Here is a 16,419-nt window from a genome sequence, read left to right as displayed (position 1 = left end):
GCTTAATGCACTTCTTCCCATTTCGTCCACATCTCGCGCGGGTTCCGCACATAAATGCCGTTCTCCCTGTACATATACTCATGCATAATAAATTCACGGCGGATCGTAGCATAATCCTCATGGAATTGCTTAATAAATTCATTGATTTCCTTCTCGCTGTATGGTTGCCCCGGAGACAACTGTTCCACCATAAATTCAAGCACCACCAGCTTCTTCTTATATTGGGCCGGAATCGAGCGAAGCCTGCCATCCTTGCCAAAGAAATTTTTCAGCACCGACGCCTTAAACGTCTCATTCGTGGCCACTGACATAGACGACTCACCTCCTTTGTTAAAAATAAACGACAGCGACGCATCAAACACTTCCTTTATATACTCGGGCTGGAGCGAAAAATAAACATGGTTCTTGTCCCTCCGCTCCCGGACAAGCCCCGCCTCCCTCAACTTGGAAGCGTGGAAGGTCACTGTCGGCTGCGACAGATGCAGGCGCTGCGCCAGCATCTGTCCGTTCATCTCCCCTCCGCTGAGCATCATCAATATCCGCATCCGGTTCGGATCTCCAAGCACTTTATGTACATTTACGATTTTATCCAGCTGCATCTCCTTGCTCCTTCTGCCCAGAATGACCAGAATGATATGGAAAGGATAACGGCACAATAAGGCAGGATGGAGAGGACACTCCGATCGCTCTGCCCCGGATTTCTTCATTCACCGTCTCTGGCGGTTGATATCCAGGGACAAGAGGCATGCGCTCTGCTTCTCCCGTCTCCGCATCTCCTTCGTTTCTCACCTGTTATTAGGCCTATTATTTAATACCAATCTAATTATATAATCATCTAATTAGATATTAATCTAATTATTGAACCAAAGTCAACACCCCCTCCTACAAGACCTATGAAAAATCCGGCCTCATTCTGGATTTATGCCGTCAATTGCTGTAGGATGAATATGCTGATTGATCTCGCCTAAGCTGTTTACATAAGGAGGTTCACCCATGTTAGATGTACTCATCATCGGCGCAGGACCGTGCGGGCTTGCGGCGGCCATCGAATGCGGCCGGCGCGGTCTTGACGTGGAGCTGATCGACAAGCATAATGTCGTTCATTCCATCTACCTGTATCCTACACATATGCAATTTTTCAGTACGGCAGAAATGCTCGAGATCGGAGATATTCCTTTTGCCATATCCAATGACAAACCGTATCGGCATGAAGCACTGGCCTATTACCGCCGGGTCGCGGCTCATTATAATCTCAGAATCTCGGCTTATGAAGAGGCGCTAGCGGTTGAGAAGCAGCCGGACGGCAGCTTCCAAGTGAAGACACGCAAACGCAGCGGGGAGGAATCCGTCCGCCAAGCGAAGCATGTCGTCATCGCCACCGGCTATTTTGATCATCCGAATTATATTGGCATTCCGGGCGAGGATTTGGACAAGGTTACGCATTATTTCCGCGAAGCGCATCCGTATGCAGGAATGAGAACAGCCATTATCGGCGGCAGCAACTCCGCGGTAGACGCTGCCATGGAGCTGATTCGTGTCGGGGCAGACATTACGATGGTGTACCGCGGCAGCGCCGTATCAGACAACATCAAGCCGTGGGTGCGCCCGCTGTTTGAAAGCATGGTGCAAAAAGGGCGCATCCAGCTTCATTTGGAATCCCGGGTAACCCAGATCGAGCAGAACACCATTACGATCACCTCTGCAAGCGGAGAAACGAAGAAGATCGACAATGACTTCGTGCTGGCATTAACCGGCTTCCGCCCGGACCGGCAGCTGCTGACAGCCTCCGGGGTTGAACTGGACGACAGTATGGACAAGCCTCGCTTGAACCCTGAGACGATGGAAACCAATGTGGACGGACTGTACGTGGCCGGCGTGATCGCATCCGGCCGCAACGCCAACGAAGTGTTCATCGAGACCGGCCGCTTCCACGGCCGACTTATCGCCGAGGATATTATCGCCTCCAGGCGCTGATCGGAACTGCGGTCATTTCAATTCTCAGGCCTGGATGAGCTTGAGGTAGAGACCACCTCATTCGAAAGGAGGATGATACGAATGGATGTTATCGCATTGGTCCTGCTCGGACTGGCCGCACTTGGCATCATCAGCAGCAACTCTCCGGTTGCCATCGCCATGATTGTGCTGCTGCTCGTCCGGGTAACCGGTCTTCACCAAGCCTTTCCCTGGCTGGAGCGGCATGGACTGAATATCGGAATCATCATCCTGACGATTGGGGTGATGGCTCCGCTGGCGAGCGGCAAGATGAGCCTGGCCACCATCGGGGAATCATTTCTGAACTGGAAGTCGCTGCTTGCGATTGCCGTCGGCATGCTCGTTGCCTATCTTGGCGGGCGCGGCGCCTCCCTCATGGGCAGCAACCCGACTGTCGTCGCTGGCCTTCTGGTCGGCACGGTGCTTGGCGTCGCCCTGCTGCGCGGCGTACCGGTCGGCCCGCTCATTGCGGCAGGGCTGCTGTCGCTGCTGATTGGCAAGTCGTAATCCGGCGACTTGCGCTTCCTGCGTACCCTATGGCCGGGTTATTGCAGCGAATAGAGCTGCAAAATTGCCCCGCACCGGTATAGAAAAGGCGGTTCCCGTGACACTGGGAACCGCCTTTTTTATATATCATGCATGATGCTGTATTCGCCTGCCTACGCCTCCAAATGCTGCACATTGTACAGTCTCGCGTAGCTGCCTTCCCGGTCCATCAGTTGCTGATGTGTGCCCTGCTCGGTGATCTGGCCATTCTCCAGCACCACGATCTGGTCGGCATGGGTAATGGTGGACAGACGATGGGCTACGATCAGCGTGGTCCGGTTGCTGGACAGCGACTGCAGCGCCTGCTGAATCAAATGTTCAGATTCCAGATCAAGCGCAGATGTCGCTTCATCCAGCACCAGAATATCCGGATCCTTCAGGAACACCCGGGCAATCGCCAGCCGCTGCTTCTGCCCGCCGGACAGCTTGACCCCCCGCTCGCCCACCTCGGTGTCGTAGCCTTGCGGCAGCTGTATAATAAAGTCATGCGCATTCGCTGCTTTCGCAGCCGCGATGATCTCCTCCTCCGGGGCCTTCGGATTGCCGAACATAATATTTTCGCGTACGGAACCGCTGAACAGAAAATTGTCCTGCAGCACCATCCCGACCGAGCCGCGCAAACTTTCCAGCGTCAGCTCCTTGACGTCTTGCCCGTTAATTCTGACCGCCCCTTGCTGCACATCGTAGAACCTCGGGATCAGTCCGATCAAGGAGGACTTACCGCCGCCGCTCATGCCGACAAAGGCCACGGTCTGCCCCTGCTCAATGGTCAGGTTAATATCCTTCAGCACCCATCCATTCTCATCGTTATACCGGAACCATACCCGGTCGAACTGGATTTGTCCCGCCTTATCCAGCTTTCTCGCATTCGGTGCATCCACAATATCATAGGGCTCGTCCAGCAGCTCCTGCACCCGTTCCAGCGACGCTGACGCCTGGGTCAGCACCGTGGACGAATTGATCAGCCGCCGCAGCGGAGCATACATCCGCTCCAGGTACCCGAAGAAGGCGACAAACGTCCCGAGCGTCAGGTCCCCCTGAATGACCCGGTAGCCCCCATAGCCAATGACCAGAATCGGGGCGATATCTGTCAATGTGTTAATGACGGAGAACGTAAGGGCATTCCATTTCGTCTGCGCCATCGCCTTGTTCAGGAAATTGCCGTTAATGCCTTCGAATTTGTTGCGATCATAACGCTCTAGTGTGAAGCTGCGAATCACGGAAATGCCTTGAATCCGCTCATGCAGATAAGCCTGGATGCCCGCCAGCGCCTGAGAGCGATCCTTCGTCAGCTTTTTGAGCCGCTTATACAGCAGATTGACAGCCAACGCATATAAAGGCAGCACCGCTATGGACACGAGCGTAAGCATCGGGTTCATGAAGAACATAATTATTAAAACAAACAGCAAAGTAAACATATCCAGCCAAATATTCATCATGCCGACTTCAACCAGATTTTTGGATTGCTCGACATCATTGATGAATCGGGATATCCCCTCGCCGACCTTGGTGTTCTGATAATACCGGAGTGACAGGCGCTGAAGATGGGCGTACAGCCGATTGCGCATATCGAACAGAATGCGGCTTGTTATAAACTGGGCAAAATACTGCCGTAAATATTCAACCGGACCGCGGACAATCACAAACAGCACCAGCGTCCCGGCGAGCACCATCATCAGATCATGAATCTTCTGCTGATTGGTCAGTTCCGGATTGATCAGGAGCGAATCCACCACATATTTCATAATCATCGGCAGCAATAGAGGAATCGAGAACTTGATCATGCCAATGATCAGCGTGAGGATAATCCACTTCATGTATGGTTTGACGAATGGGTAGTACAATTTCCAGGACTTCAACGGTGAGTAACAGCTCCTTTCTTAGTTGCAGCAAGCCCGCTGTTTCGAGAGCAAGTTGACATTTACGCGCTTCAATGATTTATTAGTTCTAAACTGATTTTTCAGGATTGTTGCAGAATCCCTATTCAGGATTACGCAAAATTCGATCACGTATTAACGCCCCTGCAGGGAGGATCTTATTCATGACCAGAGTTTTTGTGACGGAAGCCGTTATGCTTGCCATCTATGGGCAACTCGTGGTTCCGCCCAAGCCCGTAGAATTTATTATTCCTTATACCACGATTATGGAGCTTTATGAATTGCAGCCGAGCCCCGAGCCGCTTATGACCAACACTGCCGATGATCAGCATGTCAGGGATAAAATCGGTGAGTTGATTCAATATTTTGAGGAGCCGCTGAACAAGAAGAAAATCGATCGCGCGCTTCAAGTGCCGTGGGCGAAGAGCCCCAGCATTCCGATAGGTGACAGAACGATCGTCACCGTTATCAATGCGATGGATACCGCCACGTACGGAGATATTTTCGATCCCGTGGAGACCGAACTGCTGCTTACAGCCGGACGGACGGAAGCGCCGATCATCACCGACCAGTACGAGCTGATCGAACGCATTATCGAGAACGCACTCCCGGTTCAGGTATACGACATCGATGATTTTGATTTTGCATTGGAGCTGCCATTTCCGGAGCAGGCGGAATAGCCTGTTCCTATTTACTTACCCATCCGCGTATGTATCCGAAAAAAAATTCCCCTTGCGGGGAATCGCATACGATCGGCCACTGGCCTGCTGCTATCGATTCATGACTGCCCTATGTGATCCAAAAGGCGAACGGCAAGAGGATCGAGCTTCGGCAGCTCGTCAAAGCCGAAATACTTTAAGGATACTTCGCTATCTTTGCCCTGCGGCATATTGATGGCACTGCGTACTCCGTCGGCCCCGTACAACCCGATCACATAATACTCCTCATCCCCGCCGGGATGCTTTTTGACATATCGTGGTCCCGAGAAGAGATCAAGCAGGCGCAAACGATCGGCCACCAGGCCGCTCTCTTCCCACAGCTCTCTTGCAGCTGTATCCTCCAGCGCTTCCCCCGGCTTCAAATTGCCTGATGGAAGCCCCCATTCGCCGCTGCGCGGCCTCTTCAGAAGCAGCACCTCTCCGTTATCATTCAGCACCAGCACCGCCGCCTTGACCTGAATGCTCGATCTTCTGCCAATATAAGGCCTGATATCGCGTTGAAATACGCTCATCCAAGGAGCCTCCTTTCCCTAAGGCAGCGCTGCAGACTTACAACCGAGGTTAATTAACTGCGCCCTCTTTTTCATAAATATACGAAATATCATCCTGTGATTCCACATATTTCACGCTTAGCTTATAGCCTTCCAGATACCATAAATCGTGTTCTTCCATAAAAAAAAGCAGATCCTCGGCCTGTTCCGTCAATCCCGGCGACACCGGTTCTTCCACGGAAATACCGAGAGAAAATCCGGGATGCAGTCCTCCGCCAGAGCTGTATCTCGGGAAAAAGCGAATGGCCTTACCTCTCTCCAGCTCAAGCTCTTTCTTGTACCAGCGGGCAGCCTCATTGGTGACTTCGATTTGCATGCTCTATACACTCCCCTTTTCATGAGGTTCTCTAACGTATGTTTACCCTGAACTTGAAAACCATGTCTAAAACTTGTCATATGCAGGGTGTATTAGTATCATAACGCAAACCGGCTCAGGGATACAAACATTTTCAGCCGTAATCCCCCCGCCTGTTTCGCAAAAATAATGAAGATTTTCTGAAATTTTGTTTGACACATTCCGGTACCCGATGATAGAATTCAATCCATACGAGCGCGATTTCAATTTATTGTAAAATGAAAGGAAGGGTGAGACTCATGTTCAATCAAGTACATTTTATGCTCCATGATATGGATGGACAATGCTTGCAATTGAATATTGATCGACTCCCTGCCGGTGCACATCTTACCGAGGATTGATGGATTCCGCTCATTGCTGGGTAACTCCATTGTGGTCCTTGACCCTTATGCACGCACAGTCGTATCCCCGTGCGTAAGATACGTTGAATGATAAGGAAGCATATCGTCCGTCTTTCGCGGATGATGTGCTTTTTTTAGTTTAACCCGGAGCTTAGACTGCACCTCCCACACGAAAGGAAGGGTTTCTAGTGTTTGCTGTACTTAAAAATTTAGGGTGGTTCTTTAAACAAGAGAAAAAACGTTACCTTGTCGGCCTGTTCCTGCTCATTATTTGCGGTGTGATCGAACTGCTCCCGCCGCTTCTGCTTGGCAACGCGATTGACGACATCGTCACCAGCACGATCACATGGGCTTCGCTGACACGCTACCTGCTGCTCATACTGGGCATCGTGGCTGTCGTCTACGCGGCCACCTATGTCTGGATGCACCGCCTGTTCGGCGGGGCCAACCTGGTGGAGCGGCTGCTGCGCACCCGGTACATGAATCATCTGCTCGGCATGCTGCCACCGTTCTTCGAGCGCAACCGGACGGGTGACCTGATGGCCAAAGCGACGAATGACCTGCGTTCTGTCGCGGCTACCGCCGGCTTTGGCATGCTCGTGCTGACAGACTCCTCCGTCTTTTTGTTCACCGTGCTGTTTGCGATGGGCTTTCTGGTCAGCTGGAAGCTGACGCTGGCTGCCATTCTGCCGATGCCCATCATCGCGATCGGGATGGTCATTTACGGGCGGGCCATTCACAAGCGCTATACGCTCGCCCAGGACGCTTTCGGTGTCATGAACGACCAAGTGCTTGAATCCGTGGCCGGCGTGCGCGTTGTCCGCGCATACGTCCAGGAGCGGGCGGACCAGAAGCGGTTCCAGGACATCACGGATGATGTATACCGCAAAAATCTGGCAGTAGCCAAAGTAGATGCCTTGTTCGAGCCAACGATCAATTTCTCCATCGGCCTCAGCTATGTGATCGGTCTGTCGTACGGGGTGTACCTCGTCTTCCAGAACGAGATTACGCTTGGCAATCTGGTTGCCTTCAACATGTACCTCGGGATGATGATCTGGCCAATGTTCGCCATCGGCGAGCTGATTAACATTATGCAGCGCGGCGGCGCCTCCCTGGACCGCGTCAACGAGACGCTGAAAACACCGCCTGACGTCACAGACCCGGAACAGCCGGAAACTCCGGCAGTGCCGAACTCCATCGTATTCAGCAACGTCACGTTCCGTTATCCGAGCTCTTCGGCGGATAACCTGAAGGACATCAGTTTCACGCTGAATAAAGGTCAGACACTCGGCGTCGTCGGACGCACAGGCAGCGGGAAGTCGACGCTGCTGAAGCAGCTGCTTCATGAATATCCGACCGGCTCGGGCGAAATTCGCTTTGACGGTGTGCCGATTGAACAGCTGACGCTTGATCATCTGTACAGCTGGATCGGCTATGTGCCGCAGGAGCAAATTCTGTTCTCCAAGACCGTTAGGGAAAACATCCAGTTCGGTAAAAAGGATGCCTCCGACGAGTTGATTATGGAAGCGATCGCCACTGCGGCATTTGACCAGGACTTGTCCACTCTGTCCGACGGGCTCGATACCCTTGTCGGCGAGAAGGGCGTAGCCCTCTCGGGCGGGCAGAAGCAGCGCGTCTCCCTCGCTCGCGCCTTCATCAGCGATCCGGAAATTCTGATTCTGGACGACGCCTTGTCGGCGGTCGATGCCCGAACCGAGGCGCGCATTATTGACAACATCCGCACTAAACGTGCAGGCAAGACCACGCTGATCTCTACACATCGGCTGTCTGCCGTCCAGCATGCCGACTGGATTATCGTCCTTGAAGAAGGACGCATCGTCGAGCAGGGCAGACATGAGGAACTGCTGGCGATGAACGGCTGGTACCGTGAGCAATACGACCGCCAGCAGCTTGAGAACAAACTAACCTCTGAGGAGGTGTCCTAATTGACGCCCAATGAACCGACATTCAAACATCAATCCGGGATCGGAAAGCGGCTGTTCCGCTATGCGCTCACAGCCAAAGGAACGTTTATTGCCGCTCTGATCCTGCTGGCGATCGGGGTTGCTGCCGAGCTGGCCGGTCCGTTCATCGCCAAGACGATGATCGACGATCACATTCTGGGCATTGAGAAGCCTTATTATGAAACGACCCAGGCGGATGGCGCCGCAAGATATCAGGATCAATATTACAAGCGAGAAGACCGATTTGGCGAGAACGAAAGCCGGGGGCAGGAGGTGCGCATTCTCCAGGTCGGGCGAAGCTTCTACTTCATTCCCGAAGCGGTGGCGCGCAGCGATGGCGAGCGCTCCTTCCAGGACGGCATGCTGAGCCTGTCCTATAACGGGGAGCTGCATCAGTATCCGGCCGTCCAGCTGTCTCGCGAGGAGCTGTTTGAATTTTACAAGCCGGAGCTGCCAAGCATCTACAAGCTGGTAGGACTGTTCCTCGTCTGCCTGTTTATCTCGATGGTTACCGTATTCGGAAGAACCTACTGGCTGCAATCAGCGGCGAATCGGGTAATCCAGAAGCTCAGAACCGATGTATACGCGCATATTCAGCGCCTGCCGGTTCACTTTTTTGACAATTTGCCAGCAGGCAAGGTTGTATCCCGCGTTACTAACGATACCGAAGCGGTTAAAGATCTGTTCGTTGCGGTACTGTCCAATTTCAGCTCCGGTATTGTATACATTACCGGGATTTATATCGCGCTGTTCCTGCTGGATGTCAGATTGGGGCTTATCAGTCTGTTTGTCATCCCGATGCTGGTCATATGGACGATTCTGTACCGGAAATTCGCCACCCGATACAACACCGTCATCCGTTCGCGTTTAAGCGAGATTAATGCCATCATTAATGAATCGATCCAGGGCATGGAGATCATCCGCGTATTCCGCAGACAGAAGGCAACCCAGAAAGAATTCGAGGATCTGAACGCGGACTACCTTGCCCATCAGAACAAAATGCTGAACCTGAATTCCCTGACAACCCACAACCTGGTCAACATTCTTCGGAACGTCTCCCTGGTGGTTGTACTGTGGTATTTCGGGTCAGGATCGCTGAACGGGGCCGGGATTGTGTCCATCGGTGTGTTGTATGCATTCGTCGATTTGCTCGGCCGCATGTTCCAGCCGATTACCGGCATGGTCAATCAGCTTGCCGCACTGGATACGTCCATCGTCTCCGCAAAGCGGGTGTTTGAGCTGATGGATGAACCTGGCGAGCGGGTAAACGACGGTTCCATGCCGCGCTATAAAGGCGATGTGGAATTTAAGGATGTGTCGTTTGCCTATAAGAAAGATTATGTGCTGAAGAACATCGCCTTTGAAGCCAAGCAAGGCCAGACCGTCGCTCTTGTCGGTCACACCGGATCCGGCAAAAGCTCCATCATCAATTTATTGTTCCGCTTCTACGATCCGCAGCAAGGCACCATCACCATTGACGGTGTTCCCGTTACGGAAATACCGAAACAGCATCTGCGGAAGCATATGGGCATCGTGCTTCAGGACCCGTACCTGTTCACAGGCACCATCGCTTCGAACGTGAGCTTGGGCGATCCGGATATTCCCCGGGAGAGAATTGAGCAGGCGCTGCGGGATGTCGGTGCCGACCGGTTGCTCCTCCATCTTCCGCAGGGCTTCGATGAGCCTGTCATTGAGAAGGGCAGCACGCTGTCAGCCGGCGAGCGGCAGCTGATCTCCTTCGCCCGGGCGCTCGCCTTCAATCCGGCTATTCTCATTCTGGATGAAGCGACCGCCAATATCGACACGGAGACCGAGGCGCTGATCCAGGATGCGCTCGAGGTCGTAAAACGGGGCCGCACCACCTTCATTATCGCCCATCGCCTGTCTACCATTCGCAATGCGGATCAGATTCTGGTGCTGCATCGCGGAGAAATTGTAGAGCGCGGCACCCATGAGGAGTTGATGAAGATGGGCGGGCGGTACTACAAAATGGTTCAGCTTCAGCAGGGCGGCCCAGAGCCAGCCTCCACCGAGGCGCCCGAGGCTGTCGGCGCTTCAGCCGGCCAGCTTGCCGGAGGCCAGGCGTAAGCGCCGAAGCTGCGGTCTTCGTCAGCAGGCATAAGCTGAGGCCTGAAAGCCTGGACCATCGTTTGAAGCTCGAATACCGCGCTAGAGGCATGCGTCTTGAGGCCGAACCATCGTTTATAACCCAAGCGTCAAGCGAGATTCTGTAACATTTAGCACATGCAAAAAGGCTGCAGCGCCCTTGCGAACCGTAAAGTTCGCGGGCGATGCAGCCTTTTCTTACTGGCAGGATCGCTACAGCCGTCTCTTAAGCGGCTGAAGAAATCTGAATCCGATTATGGCAGCAGTTCCAGCTTGTCTGCAAGCTTGGTTGTAATGTTGGTGTACTTAGCCGGCACCAGCACTTCATCAGAACCTGCTGTAATGACCTGAGGGTACATTTTGTCAGGATCAGGCTCGACCACCGTGTAGTATACGACAGCCTCGTCTTCACCTACATAATCCACGGACGTAATCTTAATTGCATATCCCGGATTTGGCAGATCCTCTTTAGTCACGATAACCTTGTTCTCGTTCGCATCCACTTTGACAACTTCGGTCGTAACCGCTGGGTCGTCCTGCTCCGGCTTGTCAGGAATCGCGTTCTCCTGATGCATCTCTAAGAACTGAACCGCACGGTAAGCGAGCTCAGCCGCTTCCAGCCGTGTCAGCGTGTCTGTCGGACGGAAGTTCCCTTGCTCATCCAGCTCGGCAATTTTCGTTAACAGCAGAAACTGAACCGCACCAAGGCTGTCCTGCTTCATCAAATCCGCATCCGCCACGTTAATGTACATCTTGATGACCGGATACGGGCCGGTTACTTCAACCGCTTCATACAGCAATTGCGCGAACGCCTCGCGCGTGATCGCTTCGTTCCATTTCATGTTCTCGGATACGGACAGTCCATGCTCAGCAGCAATTTGAACGGCATCCGCATACCAGGCGTTCTCAGGCACATTCACACGAGCGTCGCCCGCACCAGCTATAGACTCCAGCTGAGCGGCATTCACAATCATTTGCACAGCCTGTGCTGTCGTGATTGTCTTGGACGGTGCGAATTTGTCGGCGCTTACGCCTTGAATAATTCCTTTCGCTTGAAGCTCCTTCACCATTTGCAGTGGCTGCTCCCCTTGGATATCCGTAAAAGCGGAAGCGGCACCCGCACCAAGAAGCGACGAAGTCACAAGAATGGAAGTTATCAGTTTTGTAGTTTTGTTCATTATTTCCACCTCCTATTCCTTCTGACGTGGAGGTATGGCGAAATGTTTCAGCAATGTCCTATTTTCTACTAAACGTTCTGTTCATTGTGTAAGCCAAGCTTCACATACATCTCACGAGAGTAGCCCTGCAGCTTCTGCTCCAGCGCTTGCGCCTGGTCCTTGAAGGCGGACAGCTCCCGGATCATTCTCGTTCGACCGGCAGGCGTGAAGGTTTCATGGATCCGTTCCTTAAAATAATCATGAACGATATAATTCCGCTGTTTCCACACTTCCTTCAGCTGCTGCGTCTCTTCCTCGGAGAACGGAAAGTAATGCTGGATCTCATGCACCAGCTGGCCTAAAGAACTGCTGAGCTTGCGCTGATACAACTGTGTAAAATCCTCCTCCGAAGGCACGCTCCCCTGGGAGAGCTTGATTAACATCAGCAGATTCGCAAGCTGCTGTTCCAGCGCTTGGGAGTAGTATACCGCCAACCCGAAATAGGCAAACAGTTCTCTGGAATGTTCGCTGTCCAGCAGTAAGGATTTTTTCATAACGTCCTCCTGTCTTGACTATTTACCATCTGCTATATCTATTATTCTTAATGGTATAGGAAGAAGGCCGGTTGTTCAACCGCCTTTTTGAGCCGGAACGGCCGCATCCCGGCGAAGGGCGCACCACACATATACGGCAAGAAGAACCAGGCTGTACAGCCAGGCATACAGGATCGCGAGGATCTGAACCGCCTGCCCGCGCACCGGCGCATTGACCATCATATCCATGACCAGCCACACCGGCGGCAATAGATAACGAACAAGGGATGCCGCTTCCGGCAGCTGGTTCCCGACACTCTGTCCGGCTAATGAAACAATCATCACCAGCAGCAGCAAACCTGCCGCTCTTCCCTGGTTCTCCATCCATCCCGATTGAAAATACATCGACAGCGATGCGCCCAGCATGGTTAATACAGCATGTGCTGAATATCCAATCACCAGCTCGGACATCGTTATCGGCTTGTCAAACATATTGGCAGCGATCGGGTAGCCGACCGCGAACAGACTAAACATCATTGCAATCAGGATAATGGCCAGATATTGACCTATGTAATAGCGTCCCGCGCTCCCGCTCTGAACAATGAGCAGCACAGCCTGTCTGCCCTGATCATGATTCAGGAAATTCATCCCGAGCCAGGCCGAGCCTATAAATAACAAAGCAGCCGTAACCGCATAGCTGTCCATAATCGGATTGGGCCGATAAGCATATATGAAGACCACCGAGATGAGCATAAAAGCCACCGGTGCAAAATAACGATAGGAACGCGTGTAATTCGCAATCATATAGCGGATCAGAGGCATCATTAAGCGAGCGCCCCCTTCCTTGCTGATTGGGCCGGCACTCCCGCGGCGCCTGAACGCTCATGCAGCCGCTGCACACCGAGGATGGACCCGCCTGACTGCAAAATATGCAGCATTACGTCATCAGCAATACTGGCGCGCACAATGACCGCTCCAGTCTTGCCTTTCGTTTCCCAGCGGAGGAAGCCGCTGGCTTCCTCCAGCTCCGACAACAGATGTGCCGCCACATTCGCGAACTCCAGCCTCATCTCATCTTCTTCCCGGCTGATGCGAATCTCCGGCGGTCCTTCATGCACGATCCGCCCCCTGCTCAGCCGGGTCACCCGGTCAGCGACCGAAGAAATGAGCAGCGGCTCATGTACAGACATGACGATCGCCGTGCCCAGCCGCTTCGTCTCATTCAAGAGGCCGACCATTTCAGCCTGGCTTGCCTCATCGAGTCCAGACAGCGGCTCATCAAGAAGGAGAAGATCCGGCTGGCGAAGCAGCGCCTGCATCAGATTTACCTTTTGCAGCATCCCCTTCGAGCTTCGCATCATACTGGTGTCTGGAAGCTGGAACACCGCCATCATCGCATCGATGCGTCTTGCCGCCTCCGATTTGGCAAGCCGTTGGATCGCCGCCACATGACGCAAATATTCCGTCGGACGGAAGCGGGTCGCCGGAAATCGCTCAGGGACGTAGCCGATCCGCAGCGGGTCTATATGTGCAATCCGCGACCCGCCGGATGGCCGGATAAGGCCGGCAAGGATGTGGAGCAGCGTGCTTTTCCCGGCTCCGTTTCCCCCGACAATCGCAGCGCACTCCCCCTGCTTCAGGCTCCATGTTATATTCGTCAAGGCAGCATATTGGCCGAAGCGTTTATCCACCTTGATGAGTTCGAGTACCTTCTCCAAAGCGACCCACCTACAATTCCATTCATTGGATACATCATCGTTCCATAGTCGTAATTATAGAGGTTCTCCGTAACGTTATCAACGTGTGCCAGCCTCACCCTAGGAACGCCATAACTTAAAACATGCCGTCACTCAAAAAAAGCCCGGCTCCATTACGAAGCCGGACTTCCTCATATAGCAAACACTCAGGCTTAAAGATGGCTCAGCATTTCCCGGCAAGCCTCGGCGCATTGTCTGCAGGCTTCTGCGCATTGCTTGCAGTGGTCGTGGTCATGCTTGCCGCATTCCTCGGCACATGCCGTCGTAATCTTGATGCATAGCTCGACTATTTCTTTGACAAAAGGGCTGTTGCGTGACATTGCCTGGGCAGCATAAGCGCAAATATCTGCGCACTCCCGGTCGATCGCAATGCAGTCCAGCAGCTTGGCCAGCTCATATTCCTTCAGACACGAAACGTAGCACACATTGCAAGCGTTCATACATCGAATACAAGCTTCAATACATTGTTCGTACTTAGGCTCAGTCAACATCGATCAGATCCTCCTTGCTGTCTTGAAAACGCTATGTCAATCTATTAAACACGAACCGGTCGGCTGAACCAACCTGACGAGCAATACGAGGAAACGGGACCTTAAGCGCACAGATTAGAGAACAGAGCAGATTAGATTAGATGTTTATCCGTGCTCCTCATTTTCAAGCGCTTGAAGCTGCTGCTCGAGCCCCGATTTATGAAAGTGCTCTCCGATAAACACAACCACATCGGGCAGTTCCCCCTGCGGCGTAATTTTCGTAAAGTCTGTTTCCCGATAAGCATACTGGAACAGAAAGCGGCTGTTCGTATCGCTGAACGTCAATATTCCTTTGGCCCGATACACATCCCGCGGCAGCTCGGATATGAATCGCTCAAACGCCTCGCTGTTGACCGGTCGGGAGAAATAATAGGTGTAGGACATGACATGATCGTGAGAGTCGTGATGGTGATGCTTGTGATCATGAGAGTCATGGTCATGATGGTGATGCTCATGGTCCTGTTGGTGATCATTATGAGGGTCATGACCGCCCTGGCCGTGATGATCAGCGTCTGAATTCCATTGGCTGCCGGCCGCAGTTGCGGTTCGGCTTCGTGCTGCGGAATGGGACGCAGCCGCGGGAGAGCCAGCTGACAGTACAGAAGATTCCGCAACGCCGCTGCCGCTTCCCTGGCCTGTAGCGTCCACCACATCGGCTGTCCGGCCAACGAGCAGCGCTTCAACATCCACCTCGCAATGCGATGCCGGCACAATCGGCGCATACGGATTCCAGCGCGTGAGCAGCTGACGGATCTCCGCCTGCTCATGGTCCTTAATGCGATCGATTTTATTCAAAATGAGCAAGGTCGCTGCCCGAATCTGCTCCTGCATGAGACGGTAGGTTTTGCCCTTCTGCTCTCGGTGCAGCTCCAGCAGATGACCTGCATCCACCACGGTGATCAGCTGTTTCAGATCCACCTTCATATACAATGAAGCCTCGGCAATCGCATCCAGAATCTCCACCGGATTCGCGACCCCCGTAGCTTCAATGGCAATGACATCCGGCTGTTCCCGCTGGATCAGCAGCGCCAGCTCCGAAGACAGGTCAGAGCGGATGGAGCAGCAGATGCAGCCGCTGAGCATTTCGGCTGTGGGAACATCTTGGCCGGCGATATAACCGTCAATGTTCACCTCGCCGATCTCGTTCATCACGATGGCAGGCTTCAGTCCCTGCTGCTTCCAGTGACTGATGAAGCGGGTGAGCAGCGTTGTTTTTCCACTGCCAAGAAAACCTGATAAAATATAGATGGGCGTTACACGATGATCCATAAAGTACTCCTTTAACTACCGTTAGTGTATTATGCTAGCGAGTGTACTACAAATGAACGCAGGACTGCAACAGATGCCGCAATAACGAGACAGGAGATGTGATTTGATGATGAATTCAGTGGAAGAACATAGACAAGAAGCGCCTCAGACCGTAAACTGCATGATTGTGACCGTATCTGATACAAGAACAGAGGAGAATGACCGCAGCGGCCATCTGATGCGCGAGATGCTTGAAGAAGCGGGATATCGTGTAGTCAAAAAAATGATAGTGAAGGATGACTACGACACGATTCGGGAATTGATCCATGAAGCCGCCGGTGATCCCGAGGTCGAGGCCGTGCTGCTGACGGGTGGAACCGGGATATCCAGACGGGATACGACGTACGAGGCGGTTGCTTCCTTGCTCGATAAGGAGCTGCCCGGTTTCGGCGAAATTTTTCGCTACCTCAGCTTTGCAGAAGATATCGGGCCAGCCGCTATCTTAAGCCGGGCGATCGGCGGAACCGTCGGCAATACCGCCGTATTCTCGATGCCGGGCTCGACCGGCGCCGTCAAGCTGGCGCTCAGCCGCATCCTCGTGCCGGAGCTCCGTCACGTGAAGCGGGAGCTGGACAAGCAGGGCTAGGAAATCGTGGCGTCACGCAGCAGCTGCGTTTCCGAAAAACCCGCTTAGCTGAGTCAATAATAAAACAGCGGCGCTAACGCGCCGCTGTCAGATTGTC

At 53.1% G+C, this 16,419-nt stretch carries 16 protein-coding genes; 6 read left to right on the top strand and 10 right to left on the bottom strand.

The genetic code is table 11. The features are described 5' to 3' along the window. Positions 1–2: 2 nt before the first annotated feature. A complete protein-coding gene (locus tag CHH75_RS17535) occupies positions 3–599 on the bottom strand; it encodes a DUF2087 domain-containing protein (RefSeq protein ID WP_095266272.1) in 597 nt (198 codons plus the stop codon). Between the two features lie 394 nt (positions 600–993). On the opposite strand from CHH75_RS17535, the gene CHH75_RS17530 reads away from it, so the two are divergent. Together CHH75_RS17530 and CHH75_RS17525 are read left to right on the top strand one after the other, a co-directional pair. Further along, positions 994–1,974: a YpdA family putative bacillithiol disulfide reductase gene (locus CHH75_RS17530; protein WP_095266188.1), complete on the top strand. Its 981-nt coding sequence runs from the start codon at positions 994–996 to the stop codon at positions 1,972–1,974. Positions 1,975–2,055: 81 nt separating this feature from the next. Then, positions 2,056–2,499 (top strand): DUF441 domain-containing protein, encoded by a 444-nt coding sequence (locus tag CHH75_RS17525; protein WP_095398789.1) that lies wholly within the window; start codon positions 2,056–2,058, stop codon positions 2,497–2,499. Between the two features lie 152 nt (positions 2,500–2,651). Here the strand turns inward: CHH75_RS17525 and CHH75_RS17520 are convergent, their stop codons facing one another. Further along, positions 2,652–4,397 carry an ABC transporter ATP-binding protein gene (locus tag CHH75_RS17520; RefSeq protein WP_095398788.1) on the bottom strand — a complete coding sequence of 582 codons (1,746 nt, stop codon included), beginning with the start codon at positions 4,395–4,397 and terminating at the stop codon, positions 2,652–2,654. Between the two features lie 182 nt (positions 4,398–4,579). Between CHH75_RS17520 and CHH75_RS17515 the strand changes: the two genes are divergently transcribed. Beyond that, positions 4,580–5,095, top strand: a complete 516-nt coding sequence (locus CHH75_RS17515; RefSeq protein ID WP_095398787.1) for an ADP-heptose synthase — start codon at positions 4,580–4,582, stop codon at positions 5,093–5,095. Positions 5,096–5,193: 98 nt separating this feature from the next. Here the strand turns inward: CHH75_RS17515 and CHH75_RS17510 are convergent, their stop codons facing one another. Then, positions 5,194–5,646 carry an NUDIX domain-containing protein gene (locus CHH75_RS17510; protein WP_095265647.1) on the bottom strand — a complete coding sequence of 151 codons (453 nt, stop codon included), beginning with the start codon at positions 5,644–5,646 and terminating at the stop codon, positions 5,194–5,196. A 49-nt stretch (positions 5,647–5,695) separates the two neighbouring features. Next, entirely contained in the window at positions 5,696–6,001 is a 306-nt protein-coding gene (locus CHH75_RS17505; protein ID WP_095265648.1) for a HesB/YadR/YfhF family protein, read from the bottom strand. Positions 6,002–6,569: 568 nt separating this feature from the next. On the opposite strand from CHH75_RS17505, the gene CHH75_RS17500 reads away from it, so the two are divergent. Both CHH75_RS17500 and CHH75_RS17495 read left to right on the top strand, forming a co-directional pair. Further along, positions 6,570–8,327, top strand: coding sequence for an ABC transporter ATP-binding protein (locus tag CHH75_RS17500; RefSeq protein ID WP_095265649.1), 1,758 nt, complete (start codon positions 6,570–6,572; stop codon positions 8,325–8,327). Beyond that, the gene (locus tag CHH75_RS17495; protein ID WP_095265650.1) at positions 8,328–10,433 is read left to right on the top strand and encodes an ABC transporter ATP-binding protein; all 2,106 of its coding nucleotides are present in this window, start codon (positions 8,328–8,330) and stop codon (positions 10,431–10,433) included. It abuts the gene before it with no gap. A gap of 272 nt (positions 10,434–10,705) precedes the next feature. Here the strand turns inward: CHH75_RS17495 and CHH75_RS17490 are convergent, their stop codons facing one another. From CHH75_RS17490 to CHH75_RS17465, 6 genes are all read right to left on the bottom strand, one after another. Further along, a complete protein-coding gene (locus CHH75_RS17490; protein WP_095398786.1) occupies positions 10,706–11,629 on the bottom strand; it encodes an S-layer homology domain-containing protein in 924 nt (307 codons plus the stop codon). Between the two features lie 68 nt (positions 11,630–11,697). Continuing rightward, a complete protein-coding gene (locus CHH75_RS17485) occupies positions 11,698–12,162 on the bottom strand; it encodes a hypothetical protein (RefSeq protein WP_095265652.1) in 465 nt (154 codons plus the stop codon). A 75-nt stretch (positions 12,163–12,237) separates the two neighbouring features. Beyond that, positions 12,238–12,966 carry a hypothetical protein gene (locus tag CHH75_RS17480; RefSeq protein WP_095398785.1) on the bottom strand — a complete coding sequence of 243 codons (729 nt, stop codon included), beginning with the start codon at positions 12,964–12,966 and terminating at the stop codon, positions 12,238–12,240. Beyond that, positions 12,966–13,859 carry an ATP-binding cassette domain-containing protein gene (locus tag CHH75_RS17475; protein WP_095398784.1) on the bottom strand — a complete coding sequence of 298 codons (894 nt, stop codon included), beginning with the start codon at positions 13,857–13,859 and terminating at the stop codon, positions 12,966–12,968. The genes CHH75_RS17480 and CHH75_RS17475 overlap by 1 nt, the downstream gene beginning before the upstream one ends. A 191-nt stretch (positions 13,860–14,050) precedes the next feature. Then, entirely contained in the window at positions 14,051–14,389 is a 339-nt protein-coding gene (locus tag CHH75_RS17470; RefSeq protein ID WP_095265655.1) for a four-helix bundle copper-binding protein, read from the bottom strand. Between the two features lie 144 nt (positions 14,390–14,533). Then, positions 14,534–15,697, bottom strand: coding sequence for a CobW family GTP-binding protein (locus CHH75_RS17465; protein ID WP_095398783.1), 1,164 nt, complete (start codon positions 15,695–15,697; stop codon positions 14,534–14,536). A 109-nt stretch (positions 15,698–15,806) separates the two neighbouring features. On the opposite strand from CHH75_RS17465, the gene CHH75_RS17460 reads away from it, so the two are divergent. Then, the gene (locus CHH75_RS17460; protein WP_095265750.1) at positions 15,807–16,322 is read left to right on the top strand and encodes a MogA/MoaB family molybdenum cofactor biosynthesis protein; all 516 of its coding nucleotides are present in this window, start codon (positions 15,807–15,809) and stop codon (positions 16,320–16,322) included. Positions 16,323–16,419 lie beyond the last annotated feature (97 nt).

Origin of the sequence: Paenibacillus sp. 7541 (assembly GCF_002276395.1) — a bacterium.
GTDB classification, from domain to species: Bacteria; Bacillota; Bacilli; order Paenibacillales; family Paenibacillaceae; genus Paenibacillus_AQ; species Paenibacillus_AQ campinasensis.
Note: the sequence above shows the minus strand (reverse complement) of the source record. Positions and strands in the feature narration are given on the sequence as shown.